The 16,621-nt window shown below is 75.4% G+C and carries 16 protein-coding genes; 6 read left to right on the forward strand and 10 right to left on the reverse strand.

The features are described 5' to 3' along the window. Positions 1 to 22: 22 nt before the first annotated feature. Entirely contained in the window at positions 23 to 1,480 is a 1,458-nt protein-coding gene (locus KMS84_RS25935) for an MFS transporter (RefSeq protein WP_256918865.1), read from the forward strand. Between the two features lie 445 nt (positions 1,481 to 1,925). Here KMS84_RS25935 and KMS84_RS25940 read toward each other — a convergent pair whose 3' ends face one another. The 4 genes from KMS84_RS25940 to KMS84_RS25955 all read right to left on the reverse strand — a co-directional run bounded on the left by KMS84_RS25940 (position 1,926) and on the right by KMS84_RS25955 (position 6,028). Further along, positions 1,926 to 2,582, reverse strand: coding sequence for a response regulator (locus KMS84_RS25940; RefSeq protein ID WP_256918866.1), 657 nt, complete (start codon positions 2,580 to 2,582; stop codon positions 1,926 to 1,928). Beyond that, positions 2,579 to 3,838: a sensor histidine kinase gene (locus KMS84_RS25945; protein ID WP_256918867.1), complete on the reverse strand. Its 1,260-nt coding sequence runs from the start codon at positions 3,836 to 3,838 to the stop codon at positions 2,579 to 2,581. The genes KMS84_RS25940 and KMS84_RS25945 overlap by 4 nt, the downstream gene beginning before the upstream one ends. Before the next feature lie 138 nt (positions 3,839 to 3,976). After that, positions 3,977 to 4,966, reverse strand: a complete 990-nt coding sequence (locus tag KMS84_RS25950; RefSeq protein ID WP_256918868.1) for a helix-turn-helix domain-containing protein — start codon at positions 4,964 to 4,966, stop codon at positions 3,977 to 3,979. An 87-nt stretch (positions 4,967 to 5,053) separates the two neighbouring features. Continuing rightward, positions 5,054 to 6,028, reverse strand: coding sequence for an alpha/beta hydrolase (locus tag KMS84_RS25955; protein ID WP_256918869.1), 975 nt, complete (start codon positions 6,026 to 6,028; stop codon positions 5,054 to 5,056). A gap of 209 nt (positions 6,029 to 6,237) precedes the next feature. Between KMS84_RS25955 and KMS84_RS25960 the strand changes: the two genes are divergently transcribed. Further along, positions 6,238 to 6,366, forward strand: a complete 129-nt coding sequence (locus tag KMS84_RS25960) for a hypothetical protein (RefSeq protein WP_256918870.1) — start codon at positions 6,238 to 6,240, stop codon at positions 6,364 to 6,366. On the opposite strand, the gene KMS84_RS25965 is transcribed toward KMS84_RS25960, so the two are convergent. Together KMS84_RS25965 and KMS84_RS25970 are read right to left on the reverse strand one after the other, a co-directional pair. Then, positions 6,356 to 7,303 (reverse strand): FkbM family methyltransferase, encoded by a 948-nt coding sequence (locus KMS84_RS25965; RefSeq protein WP_256918871.1) that lies wholly within the window; start codon positions 7,301 to 7,303, stop codon positions 6,356 to 6,358. The genes KMS84_RS25960 and KMS84_RS25965 overlap by 11 nt on opposite strands. 233 nt (positions 7,304 to 7,536) lie before the next feature. Then, a complete protein-coding gene (locus KMS84_RS25970; RefSeq protein WP_256918872.1) occupies positions 7,537 to 8,100 on the reverse strand; it encodes an NAD(P)H-dependent oxidoreductase in 564 nt (187 codons plus the stop codon). 129 nt (positions 8,101 to 8,229) lie between these two features. Here KMS84_RS25970 and KMS84_RS25975 point away from each other — a divergent pair, with 129 nt between their 5' ends. Next, complete coding sequence (locus tag KMS84_RS25975; protein ID WP_256918873.1) at positions 8,230 to 8,919, forward strand: TetR/AcrR family transcriptional regulator; 690 nt, start codon at positions 8,230 to 8,232, stop codon at positions 8,917 to 8,919. Positions 8,920 to 8,938: 19 nt separating this feature from the next. Here the strand turns inward: KMS84_RS25975 and KMS84_RS25980 are convergent, their stop codons facing one another. Together KMS84_RS25980 and KMS84_RS25985 are read right to left on the reverse strand one after the other, a co-directional pair. Continuing rightward, the gene (locus KMS84_RS25980) at positions 8,939 to 10,069 is read right to left on the reverse strand and encodes an FAD-dependent oxidoreductase (RefSeq protein ID WP_256918874.1); all 1,131 of its coding nucleotides are present in this window, start codon (positions 10,067 to 10,069) and stop codon (positions 8,939 to 8,941) included. Further along, positions 10,066 to 10,761 carry a TetR/AcrR family transcriptional regulator gene (locus KMS84_RS25985; RefSeq protein ID WP_256918875.1) on the reverse strand — a complete coding sequence of 232 codons (696 nt, stop codon included), beginning with the start codon at positions 10,759 to 10,761 and terminating at the stop codon, positions 10,066 to 10,068. Before KMS84_RS25985 ends, KMS84_RS25980 begins: the two co-directional genes overlap by 4 nt. Positions 10,762 to 10,888: 127 nt before the next feature. Between KMS84_RS25985 and KMS84_RS25990 the strand changes: the two genes are divergently transcribed. Together KMS84_RS25990 and KMS84_RS25995 are read left to right on the forward strand one after the other, a co-directional pair. Further along, positions 10,889 to 11,926 carry a LacI family DNA-binding transcriptional regulator gene (locus KMS84_RS25990; RefSeq protein ID WP_256918876.1) on the forward strand — a complete coding sequence of 346 codons (1,038 nt, stop codon included), beginning with the start codon at positions 10,889 to 10,891 and terminating at the stop codon, positions 11,924 to 11,926. Between the two features lie 371 nt (positions 11,927 to 12,297). Then, positions 12,298 to 13,734 (forward strand): aldehyde dehydrogenase family protein, encoded by a 1,437-nt coding sequence (locus KMS84_RS25995; protein WP_256918877.1) that lies wholly within the window; start codon positions 12,298 to 12,300, stop codon positions 13,732 to 13,734. A gap of 33 nt (positions 13,735 to 13,767) precedes the next feature. Here KMS84_RS25995 and trxA read toward each other — a convergent pair whose 3' ends face one another. Continuing rightward, on the reverse strand, positions 13,768 to 14,172 hold the full coding sequence (gene trxA / locus KMS84_RS26000; RefSeq protein ID WP_256918878.1) for a thioredoxin: 405 nt from the start codon (positions 14,170 to 14,172) through the stop codon (positions 13,768 to 13,770). Positions 14,173 to 14,316: 144 nt separating this feature from the next. Here trxA and KMS84_RS26005 point away from each other — a divergent pair, with 144 nt between their 5' ends. Next, positions 14,317 to 15,735, forward strand: coding sequence for a dihydrolipoyl dehydrogenase family protein (locus KMS84_RS26005; protein WP_256918879.1), 1,419 nt, complete (start codon positions 14,317 to 14,319; stop codon positions 15,733 to 15,735). Between the two features lie 76 nt (positions 15,736 to 15,811). On the opposite strand, the gene KMS84_RS26010 is transcribed toward KMS84_RS26005, so the two are convergent. Further along, a complete protein-coding gene (locus KMS84_RS26010; RefSeq protein ID WP_256918880.1) occupies positions 15,812 to 16,456 on the reverse strand; it encodes a peptide deformylase in 645 nt (214 codons plus the stop codon). Positions 16,457 to 16,621 lie beyond the last annotated feature (165 nt).

Raw genomic sequence — 16,621 nt, forward strand, 5'->3', positions numbered from 1 at the left:
CGCCATCCCCTCGAGGAGTCCCATGGGCGCCCCCGCTCCCCACCTCACGGCCCGCCCGGGCGCCGTGATCGCCACCCTGGCCTTCGCCGGCACCACGGCGGCGATCATGCAGACGCTCGTCACCCCCCTGATCGCCGAGCTGCCGCAGATCCTGGACACCTCGTCCTCGAACGCGGCCTGGGTGATCACGGTCACGCTGCTGGTCGCCGCCGTCTGCGTGCCGGTCGTCGGCCGCCTGGGCGACCTGGTCGGCAAACGCCGCATGCTGCTCGCCTGCTCGGTGCCGCTCGTCGTCGGCTCGGTGGTGTGCGCGTTCGCCTCCGACGTCGTCACCATGATCGTGGGACGCGGCCTCCAGGGCATGGGCATGGGCATGGTGCCGCTCGGCATCGCCCTGCTCCGCGACGTCGTGCCGGCCGAGCGGCTCAGCGGATCCATCGCCCTGGTCAGCGCCTCCATGGGCATCGGCGGCGCCATCGGCCTCCCGCTGGCGGCCGCGGTCGCCCAGTACGCGAACTGGCGGGTGCTGTTCTGGGGTTCCGCCGCGCTGGCGGCCGTCGTCGCCGTGCTGATCTTCCTGCTCGTCCCCGACGTCCCCGCCGGAGCCAAGGGCCAGCGCTTCGACCTGCCCGGCGCGATCGGCCTCGGCGTCGGCCTGGTCGCGCTGCTGCTCGCCGTCTCCAAGGGCGCCGACTGGGGGTGGGCCTCGGTCACCACCCTCGGTCTCTTCGCCCTCGCCGTCGTGGCGCTCCTCGCCTGGGGCAGGTGGGAGGTGCGCACCACCGACCCGCTCGTCGACCTGCGCACCACGGCCCGCCCCCGGGTGCTCCTGACCAACCTCGCCTCGGTCTTCGTCGGCTTCGGCATGTACGCGAGCATGTTGGTGATGCCGCAACTGCTGCAGTTCCCCGAGGCCACCGGCTACGGCCTCGGCCAGTCGATGCTCGCGGCCGGTCTGTGGATCGCGCCCGGCGGTCTGATGATGATGCTGGTCTCCCCGCTCGGCGGGAAGCTCACCAACGCCCGCGGTCCCAAGGTCACCCTGGTCTGCGGCGCTCTGGTGCTGGCCGTCGGCTACTTCGCCTCCATGGCGCTGATCGGCTCCGCCTGGGGCGTCATGCTGGTCACGGTCATCACCAGCAGCGGGGTGGGCCTCGCCTACGGCGCCATGCCCGCGCTGATCATGAGCTCGGTCCCGATCACGGAGACCGCCGCCGCCAACGGTTTCAACACCCTCATGCGCTCGCTGGGCACCTCGATCGGCTCCGCCGTCATCGGCGTGATCCTCTCCCAGATGACGACGACCCTGGGCGGCCACACCCTCGCCTCGGAGGCGGGCTTCCGCACCGCGCTCCTCGTCGGAGGCGGACTCGCCCTGGTCTCCGCGGCCGTCGCCGCCGTCATCCCCGGCACGCGCACCGCGACGACCGACGAGGACGGAACCGGCCGCACCGCGGCCCCCGAGGAGGCGAAGATCTGAGCCGCCCGCGCCGGGGGCGGCGGACCGCCGCATCCAGGGAGGCGAGGGCCGGAGACGGCGACGCCGGGTCCGGCCCGGATGTCGTGCCGGGGGCGGACGGGACCTCCGTGCAGGGGCGGGTGAGACCTCCGTGCAGGGGCGACCCGCCGCCCCTGCGCCGGTCCGAACGCCGTGCTCGAGGTGGACGCCGACCGCTGTGCCGGGGGCGACCCGCTGCACCCGCGCCGGCCCGGACTGCCGCGCCGGGGGCGGAGGCGACCGTCGTGCCGGCGGGGACGGGGCCGCCGGGCCGGGGACGGCCCGGGCCGCGGCGCCCGCCGAGGAGGCGGGGGTCTGAGACGAGCGCGCCGGCACTGTCCAGGACCGCCGTGCCCGGTACCCGCTCCGGACCGCCGTGCCCGGGGCCGGCCCGGACCACGGGCATGGCCCCCGGTCCGGCGCGAGGTCAGTCCTGTGCGAGGTCCAGCAGTCCCCTGCGCACGGCCTCCGACACCGCCGCCGCGCGGTTGTCCGCGCCCAGTTTCCGGTAGACCCGCACGAGATGCGTCTTGACGGTGGCCTCGCTGAGGAACAGCGTCTCGGCGATGGACCGGTTGCTCAGGCCGTCGGCCAGCAACCGCACCACCTCCCGCTCCCGCCCGGTCAACTCCCGCTCGACGGACGGTCCCTGGGCCACCAGTTCGCCCACCACCTCCGGCGCGAGCCCGAGCGCACCGGCGGCGGCGCCCCGCACCGCCCGGAACAGCTCCTGCGGCGGTCCCGCCTTCAGCACGTAGCCCCGGGCGCCCGCCTCCAGCGCGCGCACCACGTCGGCCCGGCCCGAGTAACTCGTCAGCATCACCACCGCGACCGACGGCGCCGAGGCCGCCAGCCGGCGCACCGCCTCGACCCCGTCGATCGCGGACCGGCCCCCGCCGCCGAACCGCAGATCCATCAGGACCACGTCCGGCGTCAGCCGCTCGGCGAGCCGGACGGCCTCCTCACCGGACTCCGCCTCCGCCGCCACCCGCAGATCCGGCTCGCCCTCCAGCAGGGCGCACAACCCGGCCCGTACGACGGCGTGGTCGTCCGCGACGAGCAGCCGCAACGCGGCGCCGCTCACCGGGCGGCCGCCGCACTCGGCGTCCCCGCGGGCCGCAGCGCCGGGGCGACGGGCACCGACGCGCGCACGCGTGTGCCCCGCCCGGGCGCACTGCCCACCTCCAGCTCGCCGCCGCACTCGCGCAACCGTGCCCGGGCCGCGGGCAGCCCCAGCCCCCGGGCGGCCCGCGACGGCGCGCCGGGGCGGCCGGTCACGAACCCGGCGCCGTCGTCGCGCACTTCGAGTTCCACGCGGTCCGCCAAAGCCTCCAGCGTGACCTGCACGTTCACCGCGCGGGCGTGCTCGCGCACATTGGCCAGCGTGCTCTGCGCGACCCGGAACAGGGCCGCCGCCGTCTGCCCGTCGAGGGCCGCCCGGCGGGCGCCGACGGCGTGGAACCGCACCCGGGCCGCGGCGCCCTCCGCCTCGGCGCGGGCGCACAGCAGCCGCAGGGCGTCCTCCAGGCCGGCCTCGTCGACGGCGGCCGGCGTCAGGTCGCGGATGATCCTGCGGGTCTCGGCGAGATTGGCGTGCAGCCCGTCGGCGACCGCCCGTACCCGGGCGCGCGCCGCCTCCGGGCGCGCGTCCCAGTCCCGCTGCGCGGCCTGGAGCAGCATGACGCCGCCGGCAAGCTCCTGGGCCAGCGTGTCGTGCAGGTCGCGGGCGATCCTGGCCCGCTCGGCCAGCACCCCGGCCTGCCGTTGCTGCCGGGCGAGCACGTCGCGGGCGCCGCGCAACTCCTCGACCAGGCGCAGCCGTTCGGCGGCCGAGCGCTGCTGGGAGCGGTAGAGGGCGAGCGTCCCCCACACGACGGCCACCGGGATCAGCACGATCTCCGGATCGAACCCGCCCGCGCTGCGCGTGAGCTGACCGGCCAGGACGACGGTGAGGGCGGCGACCGCCACCACGGCCGCCCGCCGCCCGAGCACCCTGAGCGCCGCACAGGCCAGCGGCAGGGCGCCCCACACGTAGGCCCCCGTGAGCGGGTAGGGGGTGAGCCAGACCAGACCCGTCCACAGCGCCACCAGCGCCGCGATCCACAGCCGCCCGCCGACCCGGCCCAGCCGGTCCCCGGCGGCCAGGCCGCCCGTGTACACCAGCGCCAGCAGCCCGCTGACGCCGACGATCTCCCAGCACACCTCCGACCCCAGCCGCACGAGCCGCAGCAGCCCGGCGCCGACCACGACGAAGAACGTCGTGTGGGCGAGGAGGGCGGGCGTCGGCCGGCTCCCGCGGACGACCCTCGCAAGGGTGCGGACGGGAGCGCGATCGGACACGGCGTACCCCTTGGACGATGATCCGTTCGAACGGGGGGCCGAGTCTATCCGGCGGCTGTAGGGACGGTGTGAACGGGCGAGGCGGCCGTGCGCCCGGTCCGGCGGACCCGGCCGAGGGGGCGTCATCCGCGACGCCCGCTATGAGCGGGCCAACCGCCGCATCGTCAGGGCGAGATGCAGCCGCAGCCGGCCCTGGGGAGTGCGCACCGGCCACCCCAGCAGATGCTCGGCGTGGACCAGCCGGTCCTGGAGTGTGGAGTGGTGGACGTTCGCCTCGGCCGCGGCCGCCCGCAGGCTCGCGGTCGCGGTGACGGCGTGGAGGGTGGCGAGCAGCCAGGGCGCGTCCGCGGCGGCGGCCTCGACCGCCCGGACGTCCGGCGGGGGTTCGGCCCCGGGGACGACGAGGTCGGCCAGCAGGGCGAGGCCGCCGAGCCCGTCGGCGTGCACGATCCGCGGGCCGGGGTCCTGGGCGGTGCCCTCCGCGGCGAACCTGAGCGCGGTGCGGGCGGCGGCCCAGGAGCGCGGCAGGTCCGGCACGGGGACGGCGGGCCCGATGCCGGCCCGGCCGGCGGGGACGTCGGCCCCGGCGTCGGCGGGCAGCACCCGGGGCGGGCCGTCGGGCACGGCCACGGCGCGGAAGGGGGCGGCGTTGTCGAGGCCGAGGCGGCGGGCGGCGTGCAGGCGGGCCGGTTCGGCGGCCGTGGCGTCGAGGAGGGTCTCGACCAGCGCGGGATCGTCCAGCGGCGCCCGGCCACGGGTGCGGTCGAGGACGAGGCGTGCCGCGCCGGCCGCCCGCTCCAGGATCACGGAGTCCACGACGCTCGGCCGCGCGCCGGCGCGCTCCAGCCACAGGGCCGGGGCGCCGCCCGGCGTCAGCGCCGCGCAGGGCCAGGCCGGGTCCGGCGGGAGGTCGGTGTCGCGGCGTGTGCCGTCCGGCTCCACCCGGACGCGCACCAGCCGGTCGGGGTCGACCAGCCGCGCGGGCGCCCCGGACAGGACCGCGGCCCCGCGCACCAGCGCCTCCACCCCGGCCCGCGACTCGGCCAGCCGGTCGAAGTAGGCGATGACCCGCACGGCCGCCCCGGCGTCGGGATCCAGTGCGGTCAGCCGCCCGGCCAGCTCTTTCATACGGCCATGATGCGCCACGCGGCCCCGCATCCGGAGGCCCGCGCCCGGCCCCCTGCGCGAACCCGGTGTTCCGCCGGGCGGTGCGGGCTACTCGGCGAGCAGGCGGCGCAGCCAGTCCAGGTGGGCGGCCCGCGCCGACCTCGACAGCGCGGCCTGCGGCACGAAGCCGTCGAACCCGTGGAAGCCGCCCGGCCAGACGTGCAGTTCGGCGACCCCGCCGGCCTGCCAGATGCGGGAGGCGTAGGCGACGACCTCGTCCCGGAAGGTCTCCGCGGAGCCCACGTCGAGGAAGGCCGGGGGCAGGCCGGACAGGTCCTCGGCGCGGGCCGGTGCCGCGTACGGGGAGACGTCCGGTCCGCCGCGCCGCTCGCCGAGCAGGGCCGTCCACCCGGTCTCGTTCGCGGTGCGGTCCCAGACGCCGACTCCGGCCATCTGGTGGCTGGAGGGGGTGTCGTTGCGGTCGTCCAGCATCGGGCACATCAGCAGCTGACCGAGGGGGCGCGGTCCCCGGCGGTCGCGCAGCATGAGGGCGAGGGCCGCGGTGAGGCCGCCGCCCGCGCTCGCGCCGGCGATGACGATCCGATCCGGGTCCGCGCCGAGTTCCTTGGCGTGCTCGGCCGTCCACAGCAGACCCGCGTACACGTCCTCCACCGGCGCGGGATGCGGGTGCTCGGGAGCCAGCCGGTACTCGACGGATACCACCACCATGTCGAGCTCGCGCGCCCAGTCGAGGATCACGTCCACGCCGACCCGCCGGTCGCCGAGGACCATGCCGCCGCCGTGCACGTGGTAGACGACCGGGCGGGGCCGGTCCGGGGCCGGCGCGGTCGGACGGCAGATCAGCAGGGAGATCTCGGGAGCGCCCTCGGGTCCGGGAACCGTGCGGTCCTCGGCCTCGAAGGCCCCGCCGGCGGTCAGGTCGAGCTGGGCGAGCAGTTCGATGCCCGGTCCCCGGCGGACGGCCTCGACGTCCTCCATGGACAGTCCCGGCTGGATCATGTCCTTGATGAGCTCGAGGGCGGCGGCGAGTTCGGGGTCGAACGGCGGCGGCTGGGACGTCATGGGGCTACTCCTCACACGGAACGCGGATGTGCGGCGGCTCGTGCCGTTCATGGTCGGTCTGCCGGCCGCCTTCCCGGACGCCGCCGTACGGCGGAACCTGCCCGCCATCCGGCGGGTGACACGGGACCCGGGTCCCGGGCTTGCCAGGACATGACCTGCTGTTCACCCCCGTAGGGCTTCAGGAGGCCGGCCGGTGAACGGGGGCGGACGTGCCGCAGATCGGCATCGCCTTCTCCCCCGGCTTCATCGTGTGCGTCCTCGCGGTCACGGCCCGCACCGGCCCGTGGGCGGCGAAGAGGCCGGAGGCCGGAGCGCCGGGCGAGGGCTCTACGGCGTAGGCGCCGCGTCGGCGCGCATCATCACGCAGTCGAACTCGATCACGCGACCGGTCGTCGCCTCGCGCGTCACCGGGTACATCCCGGTGATGCCGAAGCCCGCCGCCTCGTACGCGGCCACGGCCTCGCCCATGCCCGGGCTGCCCTCGTACAGCTTGAGCACGGCGACCTCGGACTGCATCCCCACGAACTGCGCGATCCGCTCCCCGCCCCCGGCGAACACCTCCAGGTCGTAGCCCTGGGTGTCCATCTTGAGGAAGGGGCGCGGTTCGGCGATGCCCTCCAGCGCCTCGTCCATGACGTCCGCCAGCCGGCGGACGCGGATCTCCTCGGTGGCGCCCTGGGCGAAGCGGCTGTAGCGGCCCTTGCCGTAGTCGCTGGCGGACAGCAGGGAGTTCATCGTCTTCCAGCCGGTGTGGATCTCGGCCGTGGTCTCCTCGCGGCCCAGACCGCACTGGTACACCTGCCACGCGGGATCGTCCGCGGCCGCCTTCTCCAGCCGGGCGAACGTCTCGGACGTGGGCTCGAAGGACACGATCCGCCCGCTGTAGCCCAGCGTGCGCAGCCGCTTGGCGTACTGGCCCGTGTTGGCGCCGACGTCGAAGACGCAGTTCACCCCGTACAGCTCCAGCATCGCGGTGACGTGCTGGGTGCACAGGTACTCGGCGGCCGCCAGCTGCACCTTGCGCTCGTCGCGCCGTTCGGGGGCGTCCATCAGGAGGACGGCGCCGGTGTCGCCCAGCCGCACGGCCTCGCCGTCGTCCCGGCCGGGGTCTTCGCCGTCCCTGGTCCGCCGCAGCACCCAGGTGTCCCGGCCCGCGCCGGTGGCCCTGTAGGGGCGGCCGCGTCGGGCGACCACCGCCGTCCCCGGCCCGAGGTCGGTCACCTGGACGCCGATGCGGGGCATCAGGGCCAGCAGTCGTCGATAGAGGGTCTGCATCCTCCCAGCCCTATCAGACGGGGAGGCGCGCGGTGCGTGGCTTCCACGACTTTTGCCCGACCCTCACCCGACGGCCGTGACGTCCGCGCACGCACCGCGGGAGGCGCCGGCGCGGTGGGGCGGGGCCGGCGCGGGCTCCCCGCCCGGGGAGACGGCGCGCGGTACGGCACAGCGGGGCCCGGTAAATCCTCCGGGCCCCGCCGCGCTCGCTCTCCCGCGGTGCGGGACGGGACTCAGGCGGCCGCGGCCTCGCCCGCGTGGCCGTGCAGACGGGCGACGACCTCGGTCAGCTGCGCGGCGACCTCGGCGTCGTCCACCGGGTGGGTCTCGGCGAAGCGGGTCAGGGAGCCGGGGATGGAGAGCTTGAGGTCCTCGATCACCTTGCCGCCGGCGATGCCGACGGCCTTGCGGGCCTCGTCCTGGGCCCACACGCCGCCGAACTGGCCGAACGCGGTGCCGACCACGGCGACGGGCTTGCCGCCGAAGGCGCCGGCGCCGTAGGGGCGCGACAGCCAGTCGATGGCGTTCTTCAGGACGGCGGGGATGGTGCCGTTGTACTCGGGGGAGAAGAGCAGGAACGCGTCGGCGGCCTGGGCGGCGGCGCGCAGCTTGGCGGCGGCGGCCGGGACGCTGCCCTCCACATCGAGGTCCTCGTTGTAGAAGGGGATCTCCGCCAGGCCTTCGAAGAGGTCGACCTCGGCGCCCTCGGGAGCGACCTTGACGGCCGCCTCGGCGAGCTGGCGGTTGGTCGAACCGGCGCGGAGGCTGCCGACGAGCGCGAGGATGCGGACAGACATGGGTACTCCCAGAGGCTGGAACAGGGGCTGAAACATGGTCGTCACATATACGGACCGGGGTCCGGTTATTTTCTAGCACTCCAAACGGACCGCGGTCCAGTTTCATTCCCGGTGCTTTACGCTGAGTTCATGTCCGCCGTTCTGCCCCCCTGTCCGGAGCCCGAGGAGACCGCCGGCGCGTCCGAGCTGCTGTCCCTCGGAGCGTTCGACGACGAGCCGTGCCTGCGCGCCGACGCGGCCCGCAACCGGGCCCGGCTCCTGGACGCCGCCGCCCGGCTGATCGCCGAGCACGGCGCGGCCGGGGTCACGATGGACGCCGTGGCGAGCGCGGCCCAGGTCGGCAAGGGCACGGTGTTCCGCCGCTTCGGTGACCGCACCGGGCTGCTCAACGCCCTCCTGGACCACTCCGAGCGCAACTTCCAGGCCGCCTTCCTGAGCGGCCCCCCGCCGCTGGGGCCCGGCGCGCCGCCGGTGGAGAGGCTGCGGGCCTTCGGGATCGCCATGCTGCGCCGCTCCGTCGACGAGCTCGACCTGCAACTGGCGGCCGAGCCGGGGGCCGAGCGCCGGTACTCCGTGCCGCCGCGCCGCGTCCACCTCGCCCACCTGACGATGCTGCTGCGCCAGGCCGTGCCCGGCGCGGACGCCGAGCTGCTCGCCCACGCGCTGATGGGGTACCTCAGCCCGGTCCTCGTGCACCACCTCACCCGGCAGTCGGCCATGCCGCCGGCCCGGCTGGAGGCGGGCTGGCACGAGCTGATCGACCGGCTGGCGGGCTCTGACGCGGGTACGCCGCGAACGGAGTCGCCGGGTCGGGTGTGAGCCCTGCGATGCCGCCGGGTCAGGCGTGAGCCGCGAACAGGTCGACGACCGGCCCCGGCGCGTCCTCGGCGAACAGGGCCGTGCTGTTGGCGGCGGACTCGGCCGCCGCCGCCGTGCTACGGGGGAACAGCCGCTCCTCGTACGCCGCCAGCGCCGCCTCGCGCTCGCCGGGACGCTCCACGAGGGCCCGGCCCAGCTCGGCGCCGTCCAGCATCGCGAGGTTGGCGCCCTCGCCCGCGAACGGTGACATCAGGTGGGCGGCGTCGCCGAGCAGGGTGACCCCGGGCACGCGCTCCCAGCGGTGGCCGACCGGCAGGGCGTGGATCGGGCGCGGGATCAACGGCCCGGGAGCGTCGGCGACCAGCGCCCGCAGGCTCTCGTCCCAGTCCGTGAAGTGATGCAGCACGTACGCCTTCGCCGTGTCGAGGTCGGTGAAGTCCACGCCGTCGGCCCAGTCCTCGGCGACCCGCAGCGCGGCGTAGACGTGCAGACCGCCGTCGGCCTCCCGGTGGGCGAGGAAGCCCCTGCCGGGGCCGAGCGCGAAGAGCAGCCCGCCGCCGACGACCTCGGCGCTCGCCGGGTGGCGTGCGTCGGCGTCCGGCAGGTCCGCCTCGACGAACGACACGCCCGTGTACGCGGGCCGGGCGGCGGACAGCAGCGGCCGGATGCGCGACCAGGCGCCGTCGGCGCCGACCAGCAGGTCGGTGGTGAAGGCGGTCCCGTCGGCGAGGGACACCTCGTGGCGGCCGCCGCCCAGGGCGCGTGCGCCCGTGACCTTGGCGCCCCAGCGGACCGTCCCCTCGGGCAGGGAGCCGAGCAGCAGATCGCGCAGGGCGCCCCGGTCGACCTCGGGCCGGCCACCGGCGCCGTCGTCGGCCTCGGCGTGACGGACCACGGCGTCCCGGTCGAGGACCCGCACGGCCTCGCCGCCGGGCAGGACCAGCGCCCGGAACTCCTCGTGCAGTCCGGCGGCCCGCAGGGCCGCTTGGCCGGAGTCCTCGTGGATGTCCAGCATTCCGCCCTGGGCCCGGGCGGTGGGGGAGGCGTCGAGGTCGAGGACGGCCGCCTCGACGCCGTGCGCGCTCAGCACCCTGGCGAGGGTGAGGCCGCCGAGTCCGGCGCCGACGAGGGCTATGGGGTGGTGCGTCACGGTGAGGTCTCCTTCGTGGGTCGGTCGGGTACGGCGGTGCGCTCGACGCCGGCGACGACGGCTCTGATCCCCCAGGACAGCCGGGCCTCAGGGGGCCCCGACAGCAGGGGGCCGGCCAGGGCCGCGATGCGCGGGTGGGTGTGCTCGGACGCCTCGCGCACCGCGTGCCGCAGGGCGTCCCAGTCGTCCTCGGAGGCCTCGTCGGCGTGTTCGGCGGCCGTCGCGGTGGCGTGCTGGAGCAGCAGGTCGACGCCCCACGCGGCCTGCTCGGCGGGCGTGCCGCCCTCTTCGAGCAGTGCCAGCAGGGTCTCGATCAGGTTCAGGTAGTGCGGCCCGCTGGGCCGGGCGGTGAGCGCCGAGCGGGCGAGGTCCGGATGCTCCAGGAGCATCGCGGTGTAGCCGGTGAGCACCTCCTCCAGCCGCTCGCGCCAGGTGCCCCCGGCGGCGGCCGGGCCGACCGTGCCGAGGAGTTCGTCGAGCACGGCCGCGTGCAGCTCGGCGGTGTTGCGGACGTAGACGTAGAGCGAGGCCGGGCCGGTGTCCAGCTCCTCGGCGAGGCGGCGCATGGTGACCTTGCGCAGACCTTCGGCGCGCAGCACCGCCACGGCGGCGGCCACGATGCCCTCCCTGGTCAGGGCGGGCTTGGCCGGACGCTCACGACGGCTGCGGGGGGTGTCGGGACGTGCTGTCATGACCCGACGATAACGAACATGTTCGTTGCGAACAAGTACGTGACGAACATGTTCGTTGACGGATCGTCGGCTGAGACGTCCCCCGCCCCCGACCACCGCCACGCCTTCTGCCAAGATGCCGTACGTCATGGTGCAGATACCGAACACGCCCGCGCCGACGAAGTCGCCGGCCCCGCGCCCCGTGCCCACGAGCGCCGACGTGGCCCGCCTGGCCGGCGTCTCGCGCGCGACCGTCTCCTACGTCCTGAACAACGCCAGCGCCGTGCGCATCAGCGAGCCCACCCGTCGTCGGGTCCGGCAGGCGGCCGAGGAACTCGGGTACGTGCCCCACGCGGCCGCCCGCACCCTGCGCGCCGGACACAGCCGAGTCGTCCTCATGCCCACGCTGCCCGTTCCGGCCGGTCCGCTCTACAGCCGGTTCGTGCACGACTTCCAGGGGGCGCTCACCCGCCTCGACTACACCGTCGTCCAGTACGGCGCCACGGGGCTGCGCGGCGACGACGCGGCCCGGGCCTGGGCCGAGCTGCGGCCCGTCGCCGTCCTCGTGCCCACTCCGGGCATCGGTCCGGAAGGGGTCGCCGTCCTCAAGCGCTCCGGCGCGCGCGCCGTGGTGACCCTCAGCCCCGAGCCCGTCGAGGGCGCCCACGCGCTGCGCCTGGACTACGCAGACGTCGGCCGCAGCGCCGTCGCCCACCTCTGCGCGCGGGGCCGCCGTCGGATCGGCGTGGTCGTTCCCGAGGAGCAGGGCATGGAGGTGTTCTCCGCGCCCCGCCTCCAGGGCGCCCGCGAGGCCCTGGCCGGCACGCCGGCCACGGTGACCGAGCTGTCCCTCGCCTACCGGGAGGAGTCCGCGGCCGCCCTCGCCGCCCGCTGGTCCGCCCTGGGGCTGGACGCCGTGTTCGCCTACAACGACGAGTACGCGATGCTGCTCATGCGCGCCTTGCAGGAGGCGGGCGTGCGCGTGCCCCAGGACGTCTCCGTCATCGGCGCCGACGACCTCGTGCTGGGGCAGCTGCTGCGGCCCCGGCTCAGCACCGTGCGGATCGCTCTGCCCTCGGGCCGTTACCTCGCCTCGCTCGTGGACCGGGCCGTCCGCAACCCCGCCGCCGCCCCCGAGTCGCACGAGCCGTTCGGCGCGACGGTCGTGCACCGCGACTCCAGCTGAACCCCGCAAGGCCTCGACGGGGCCTGCGGCCGTGCCCCGCCGGATGCGCCAAGTACCCTCCAGGACAAGCGAGTTGGCCGCGAGCGCGGACGTGCGGGTCCGCCGGGCCGGGAGCGCGTCGGGCGGCGCCTGCGCGTACCGTGGGTACCCGGGTCGCGTGCGTCGGGAGACCCCGAGTCTTCCCTGAAGCGACTAAGATGTTGCATGCTCAACCAGATGGGGATGCGTGCGCTCCCGGGTGCGGCTCGTCCGGCCGCCCAGGAACACCGCGTCCCGCCATGCCGCCGCCGAACTGGCGGCCACCTGCACGGGACTTCCCCTCCTCCCCGTGAGAGCGGCGAGTCCCGCGGGTCACCGATCGGAGAGCCCCCATGCCGTTGCTCGACCCCCAGAACTGGCAGCCCCGCACCCTGTCGGGCCCCCGGTACACCGTCACCGAGCCCGCCACCGGCGACCCGCTCGGCACGGTCGTCCTGGCGAGCGGCGCGGACGTCGGTCCGGCCGCCGAGGCCGCCCGCGCCGCCCAGTCGGAGTGGGCCCGCCTCCCGCACTTCGTGCGCGCCGGCGTGCTGCGCAAGGCCGGCGACCTGTTCGCCGCGCACGCCGGGGAGCTGCGCGAGTGGCTCGTCCGCGAGTCCGGCTCGATCGCCGGCAAGGCCGACTTCGAACTGCACGTCGCCGCCCAGGAGTGCTACGAGGCCGCCGCCCTGGCCTCACGTCCGGCCGGACAGGTCCTGCCCAGCGAGGCGCCCCGGTTGTCCTACACCCGGCGCGTGCCCGTCGGCGTGGTGGGCGTGATCTCCCCGTTCAACGCCCCGCTGATCCTGTCCATCCGCTCCGTCGCGCCCGCGCTCGCGCTCGGCAACGCGGTCGTCCTCAAGCCGGACCCGCGCACGGCCGTGTGCGGCGGGCTGTCCCTGGCCGCGGTCTTCGCCGAGGCGGGCCTGCCCGACGGCCTGCTGCACGTCCTGCCGGGCGGCGCCGAGACCGGCGCGGCCCTGGTCGCCGACCCCCGCGTGCCCGTCATCTCCTTCACCGGCTCCACCGCGGCCGGCCGCGCGGTCGGCGAGGCCGCCGGACGCCACCTCAAGCGCGCCCACCTCGAACTCGGCGGCAACTCCGCCCTGATCGTCCTGGAGGACGCCGACCTCGACGCCGTGATCTCCACGGCCGCCTGGGGCTCGTTCTTCCACCAGGGCCAGATCTGCATGACCACCGGCCGCCACCTGGTGCACGCCTCCCTGTACGAGGAGTACGTCGAACGCCTCGCGGCCAAGGCCGACGCCCTCGCCGTCGGCGACCCGCACCGCGCGCAGGTCCACCTCGGGCCGCTCATCGACGACGGCCAACTCGCCAAGGTGCACGGCCTGGTGGAGGCCAGCACGGGCGCCGGCGCCAAGCTCGCCGCGGGCGGCACCCACGACAGCCTCTTCTACCGCCCGACGGTCCTCGCCGGCGTGGACGACGACACCCCCGCCTACGCGGAGGAGGTCTTCGGCCCGGTGGCCCCGGTACGTCCCTTCACCACCGCGGACGAGGCGGCGGCACTGGCCGCGCGCAGCTCCTACGGCCTCTCGCTCGGCATCGTCACCCGCGACGCCGCCCGCGGCCTGGACCTGGCCGAGCGCGTCCCGACCGGCATCGTCCACATCAACGACCAGACCGTCAACGACGAGGCCGTGGCGCCCTTCGGCGGGGTGGCGGCCTCCGGCACCGGCGCCCGCTTCGGCGGCGAGGCCAACCTGGAGGCCTTCACCGACGTGCGCTGGACGACGGTGCGCGGCGACGTGGCGCCGTACCCCTTCTAGGACGAGCCGGGGCTCACGCGGACACCGCGTACCTCACTCGCCCTGGGCGGCGGGGGAGCCGTCGGCCTCGCCCTTGGCCTGCTGCTCCTCGATCGACCGGCGGACCTCGTCCATGTCCAGCTCGCGCGCCTGCCCGATGACGTCCTTGAGGGCGGCCTCGGGCAGCGCGCCCGGCTGGGCGAACACCGCGACCCGGTCCCGCACGATCATCAGCGTCGGGACCGACTGGATGCCGAAGGCGGCGGCCAGCTCCGGCTGCGCCTCGGTGTCCACCTTGCCGAACACCAGGTCCGGGTTCTCCTCGGCGGCCTTGTCGTAGACCGGGGCGAACTGACGGCACGGCCCGCACCACGACGCCCAGAAGTCGATCAGGACGAACTCGTTGTCGGTGACCGTCTGGTCGAAGTTCTCCTTGGTGAGCTCCACGGTGCTGCTCATGACCTGAATCCTTCTTCCCGGTGCTTCCTGCCAGGCACTCCCTGACATGGGGTGAAGACGTCCGCGGCAACGCCGGCGGCCGCTCGCGTATTCCGCGCCCCTACCCGTGTGGCCACCCCGCACACCACCCACCAGACTGACCCCATGACGGAAACGGAAACCAACCTGTACGACGTGGTGGTGCTCGGGGCCGGGCCCGTGGGGGAGAACGTCGCCGACCGCACCCGCGCCGCCGGTCTCACCACCGCGGTCGTGGAGAGCGAACTGGTCGGCGGCGAGTGCTCGTACTGGGCCTGCATGCCCAGCAAGGCCCTGCTGCGCCCGGTCATCGCCCGCGCCGACGCCCGCCGCCTGCCCGGCCTGCGCCAGGCCGTGCAGGGTCCCCTGGACACCGCGGCGGTCCTCGCCCGCCGCAACTGGTACACCGGCGACTGGACCGACGACGGCCAGGTCGACTGGATCGAGAGCATCGGCGCCGACCTCTACCGGGGCCAGGGCCGACTGACCGGCCCGCGCACGGTGAGCGTCGGCGACCGGACGCTCACGGCCCGCCACGCCGTCGTCGTCGCCACCGGCACCCGCGCCGCGCTGCCCGCCCTGCCCGGCCTCGCCGACGTCCGGCCCTGGACGAGCCGGGAGGCGACCAGCGCCCAGTCCGCGCCCGGCCGGCTCGTCGTGGTCGGCGGGGGAGTGGTCGCCACCGAGATGGCCACCGCCTGGCAGGCCCTGGGCTCGCAGGTCACCCTCCTGGTGCGCGGCAAGGGGCTGCTCGACCGCATGGAGCCGTTCGCGGGCGAACTGGTCGCCGAGGCGCTCACCGAGGCCGGCGCGGACGTGCGCACCGGCACCTCGGTGGCGTCCGTGACGCGCGCGGACGGCGTCGTCGTGGTCGTCACCGACAGCGGCGAGCGCATCGAGGCCGACGAGATCCTCTTCGCCGTCGGACGAGCCCCCCGCACCGACGACATCGGCCTGGAGACGGTCGGCCTGGAGCCCGGCTCCTGGCTCGCCGTCGACGACAGTCTGCGCGTCGACGGCACGGACTGGCTGTACGCGGTCGGCGACGTCAACCACCGCGCCCTCCTCACCCACCAGGGCAAGTACCAGGCGCGGATCGCGGGCGCCGCCATCGCCGCCCGTGCCGCGGGAACCTCCCTGGACCAGGCCGACCCGTGGAGCGCCCACGCGGCCACCGCCGACCACGAGTGCGTCCCCCAGGTCGTGTTCACCGACCCGGAGGCGGCGTCCGTCGGCCTGTCCCTGGCCGAGGCGGAGGCGGCCGGACACCGGGTGCGGGCCGTGGACGTCGACATGTCGTCGGTGGCCGGCGCGGGTCTGTACGCCGAGGGCTACCGGGGCCGTGCCCGGATGATCGTCGACCTGGAGCGGGAGATCCTGCGCGGCGTCACCTTCGTCGGCCCCGGCGTCGGCGAGCTCATCCACTCCGCGACCGTCGCCGTCGTCGGTCAGGTCCCGATCGCCCGGCTCTGGCACGCGGTCCCGTCCTACCCGACGATCAGCGAGGTGTGGCTGCGCCTGCTGGAGGCCTTCCGCGACAACTGACGCACCGCCGGCCCGTCTTCGGCACCGGCCGGGCCGGCGGCCTGCGCCCCGCCTCGGCCGAGCGGGATGAAGTCGCCTACGGCAGCGGGAAGTCCAACGCCTTCGCCGCCCCGGCCGGGGTCGGCTGGGCCCAGCGCTCCAGCACCGTCCGGTTCGACGACAGGGAGCGCAGTTCGGCGCGGTCCAGGTAGAGCAGGCCGTCGAGGTGGTCCGTCTCGTGCTGGACGATGCGGGCCGGCCAGCCGGTGAACACCTCGTCCAGGGGCCGCCCCCGCTCGTCCTCGCCGGTCAGCCGCACCTGAGCGGGCCGGGCCACCACCGCCTGGTAGCCCGGCACGCTCAGGCAGCCCTCGAAGAAGGCGGCGCGCTCCGAACCGGCCTGCTCGTACGCCGGGTTGACCAGCACCCGGAACGGCTGGGGCACCCGGCCGCGGGCCAGCCGCACCTCGTCCGGCACCGGCGCGGGATCCTCGATCACCGCGATCCGCAGGCCCACCCCGACCTGAGGCGCGGCGAGACCCACCCCGGGCGCCGCGAGCATGGTCACGCGCAGGGCCTCGACGAACCGGTCCAGGAGGTCCGGCCCGAGCTCGCCGTCGTAGCGTGCGGCGCCCGCCCGCAGGACGGGATCGCCGGCCGCGACGATGGGCAAGGGGCCGCCGGGGGCGAGGAGTTCCTCGACCCGTTCGGCGAGCGGGGCGCGGGGAGGGGGAGTTGCCATGCGGCCAGCATCCCAGACCGACACGTGTGACGCGGGTCACTTCGGCAGGCGGGAACTCGGGTCGGCCCCGCCCCGACTACCGGGACGTCACCACCGAACGACGCGCCGTGGGAGCCCTGGCCCCACGGATCCCACCGGCCCCTCGCCCCCGCTCCCGCACCCTCC

It is taken from the genome of Streptomyces hilarionis (genome assembly GCF_024539675.1).
GTDB classification, from domain to species: domain Bacteria; phylum Actinomycetota; class Actinomycetes; order Streptomycetales; family Streptomycetaceae; genus Streptomyces; species Streptomyces hilarionis.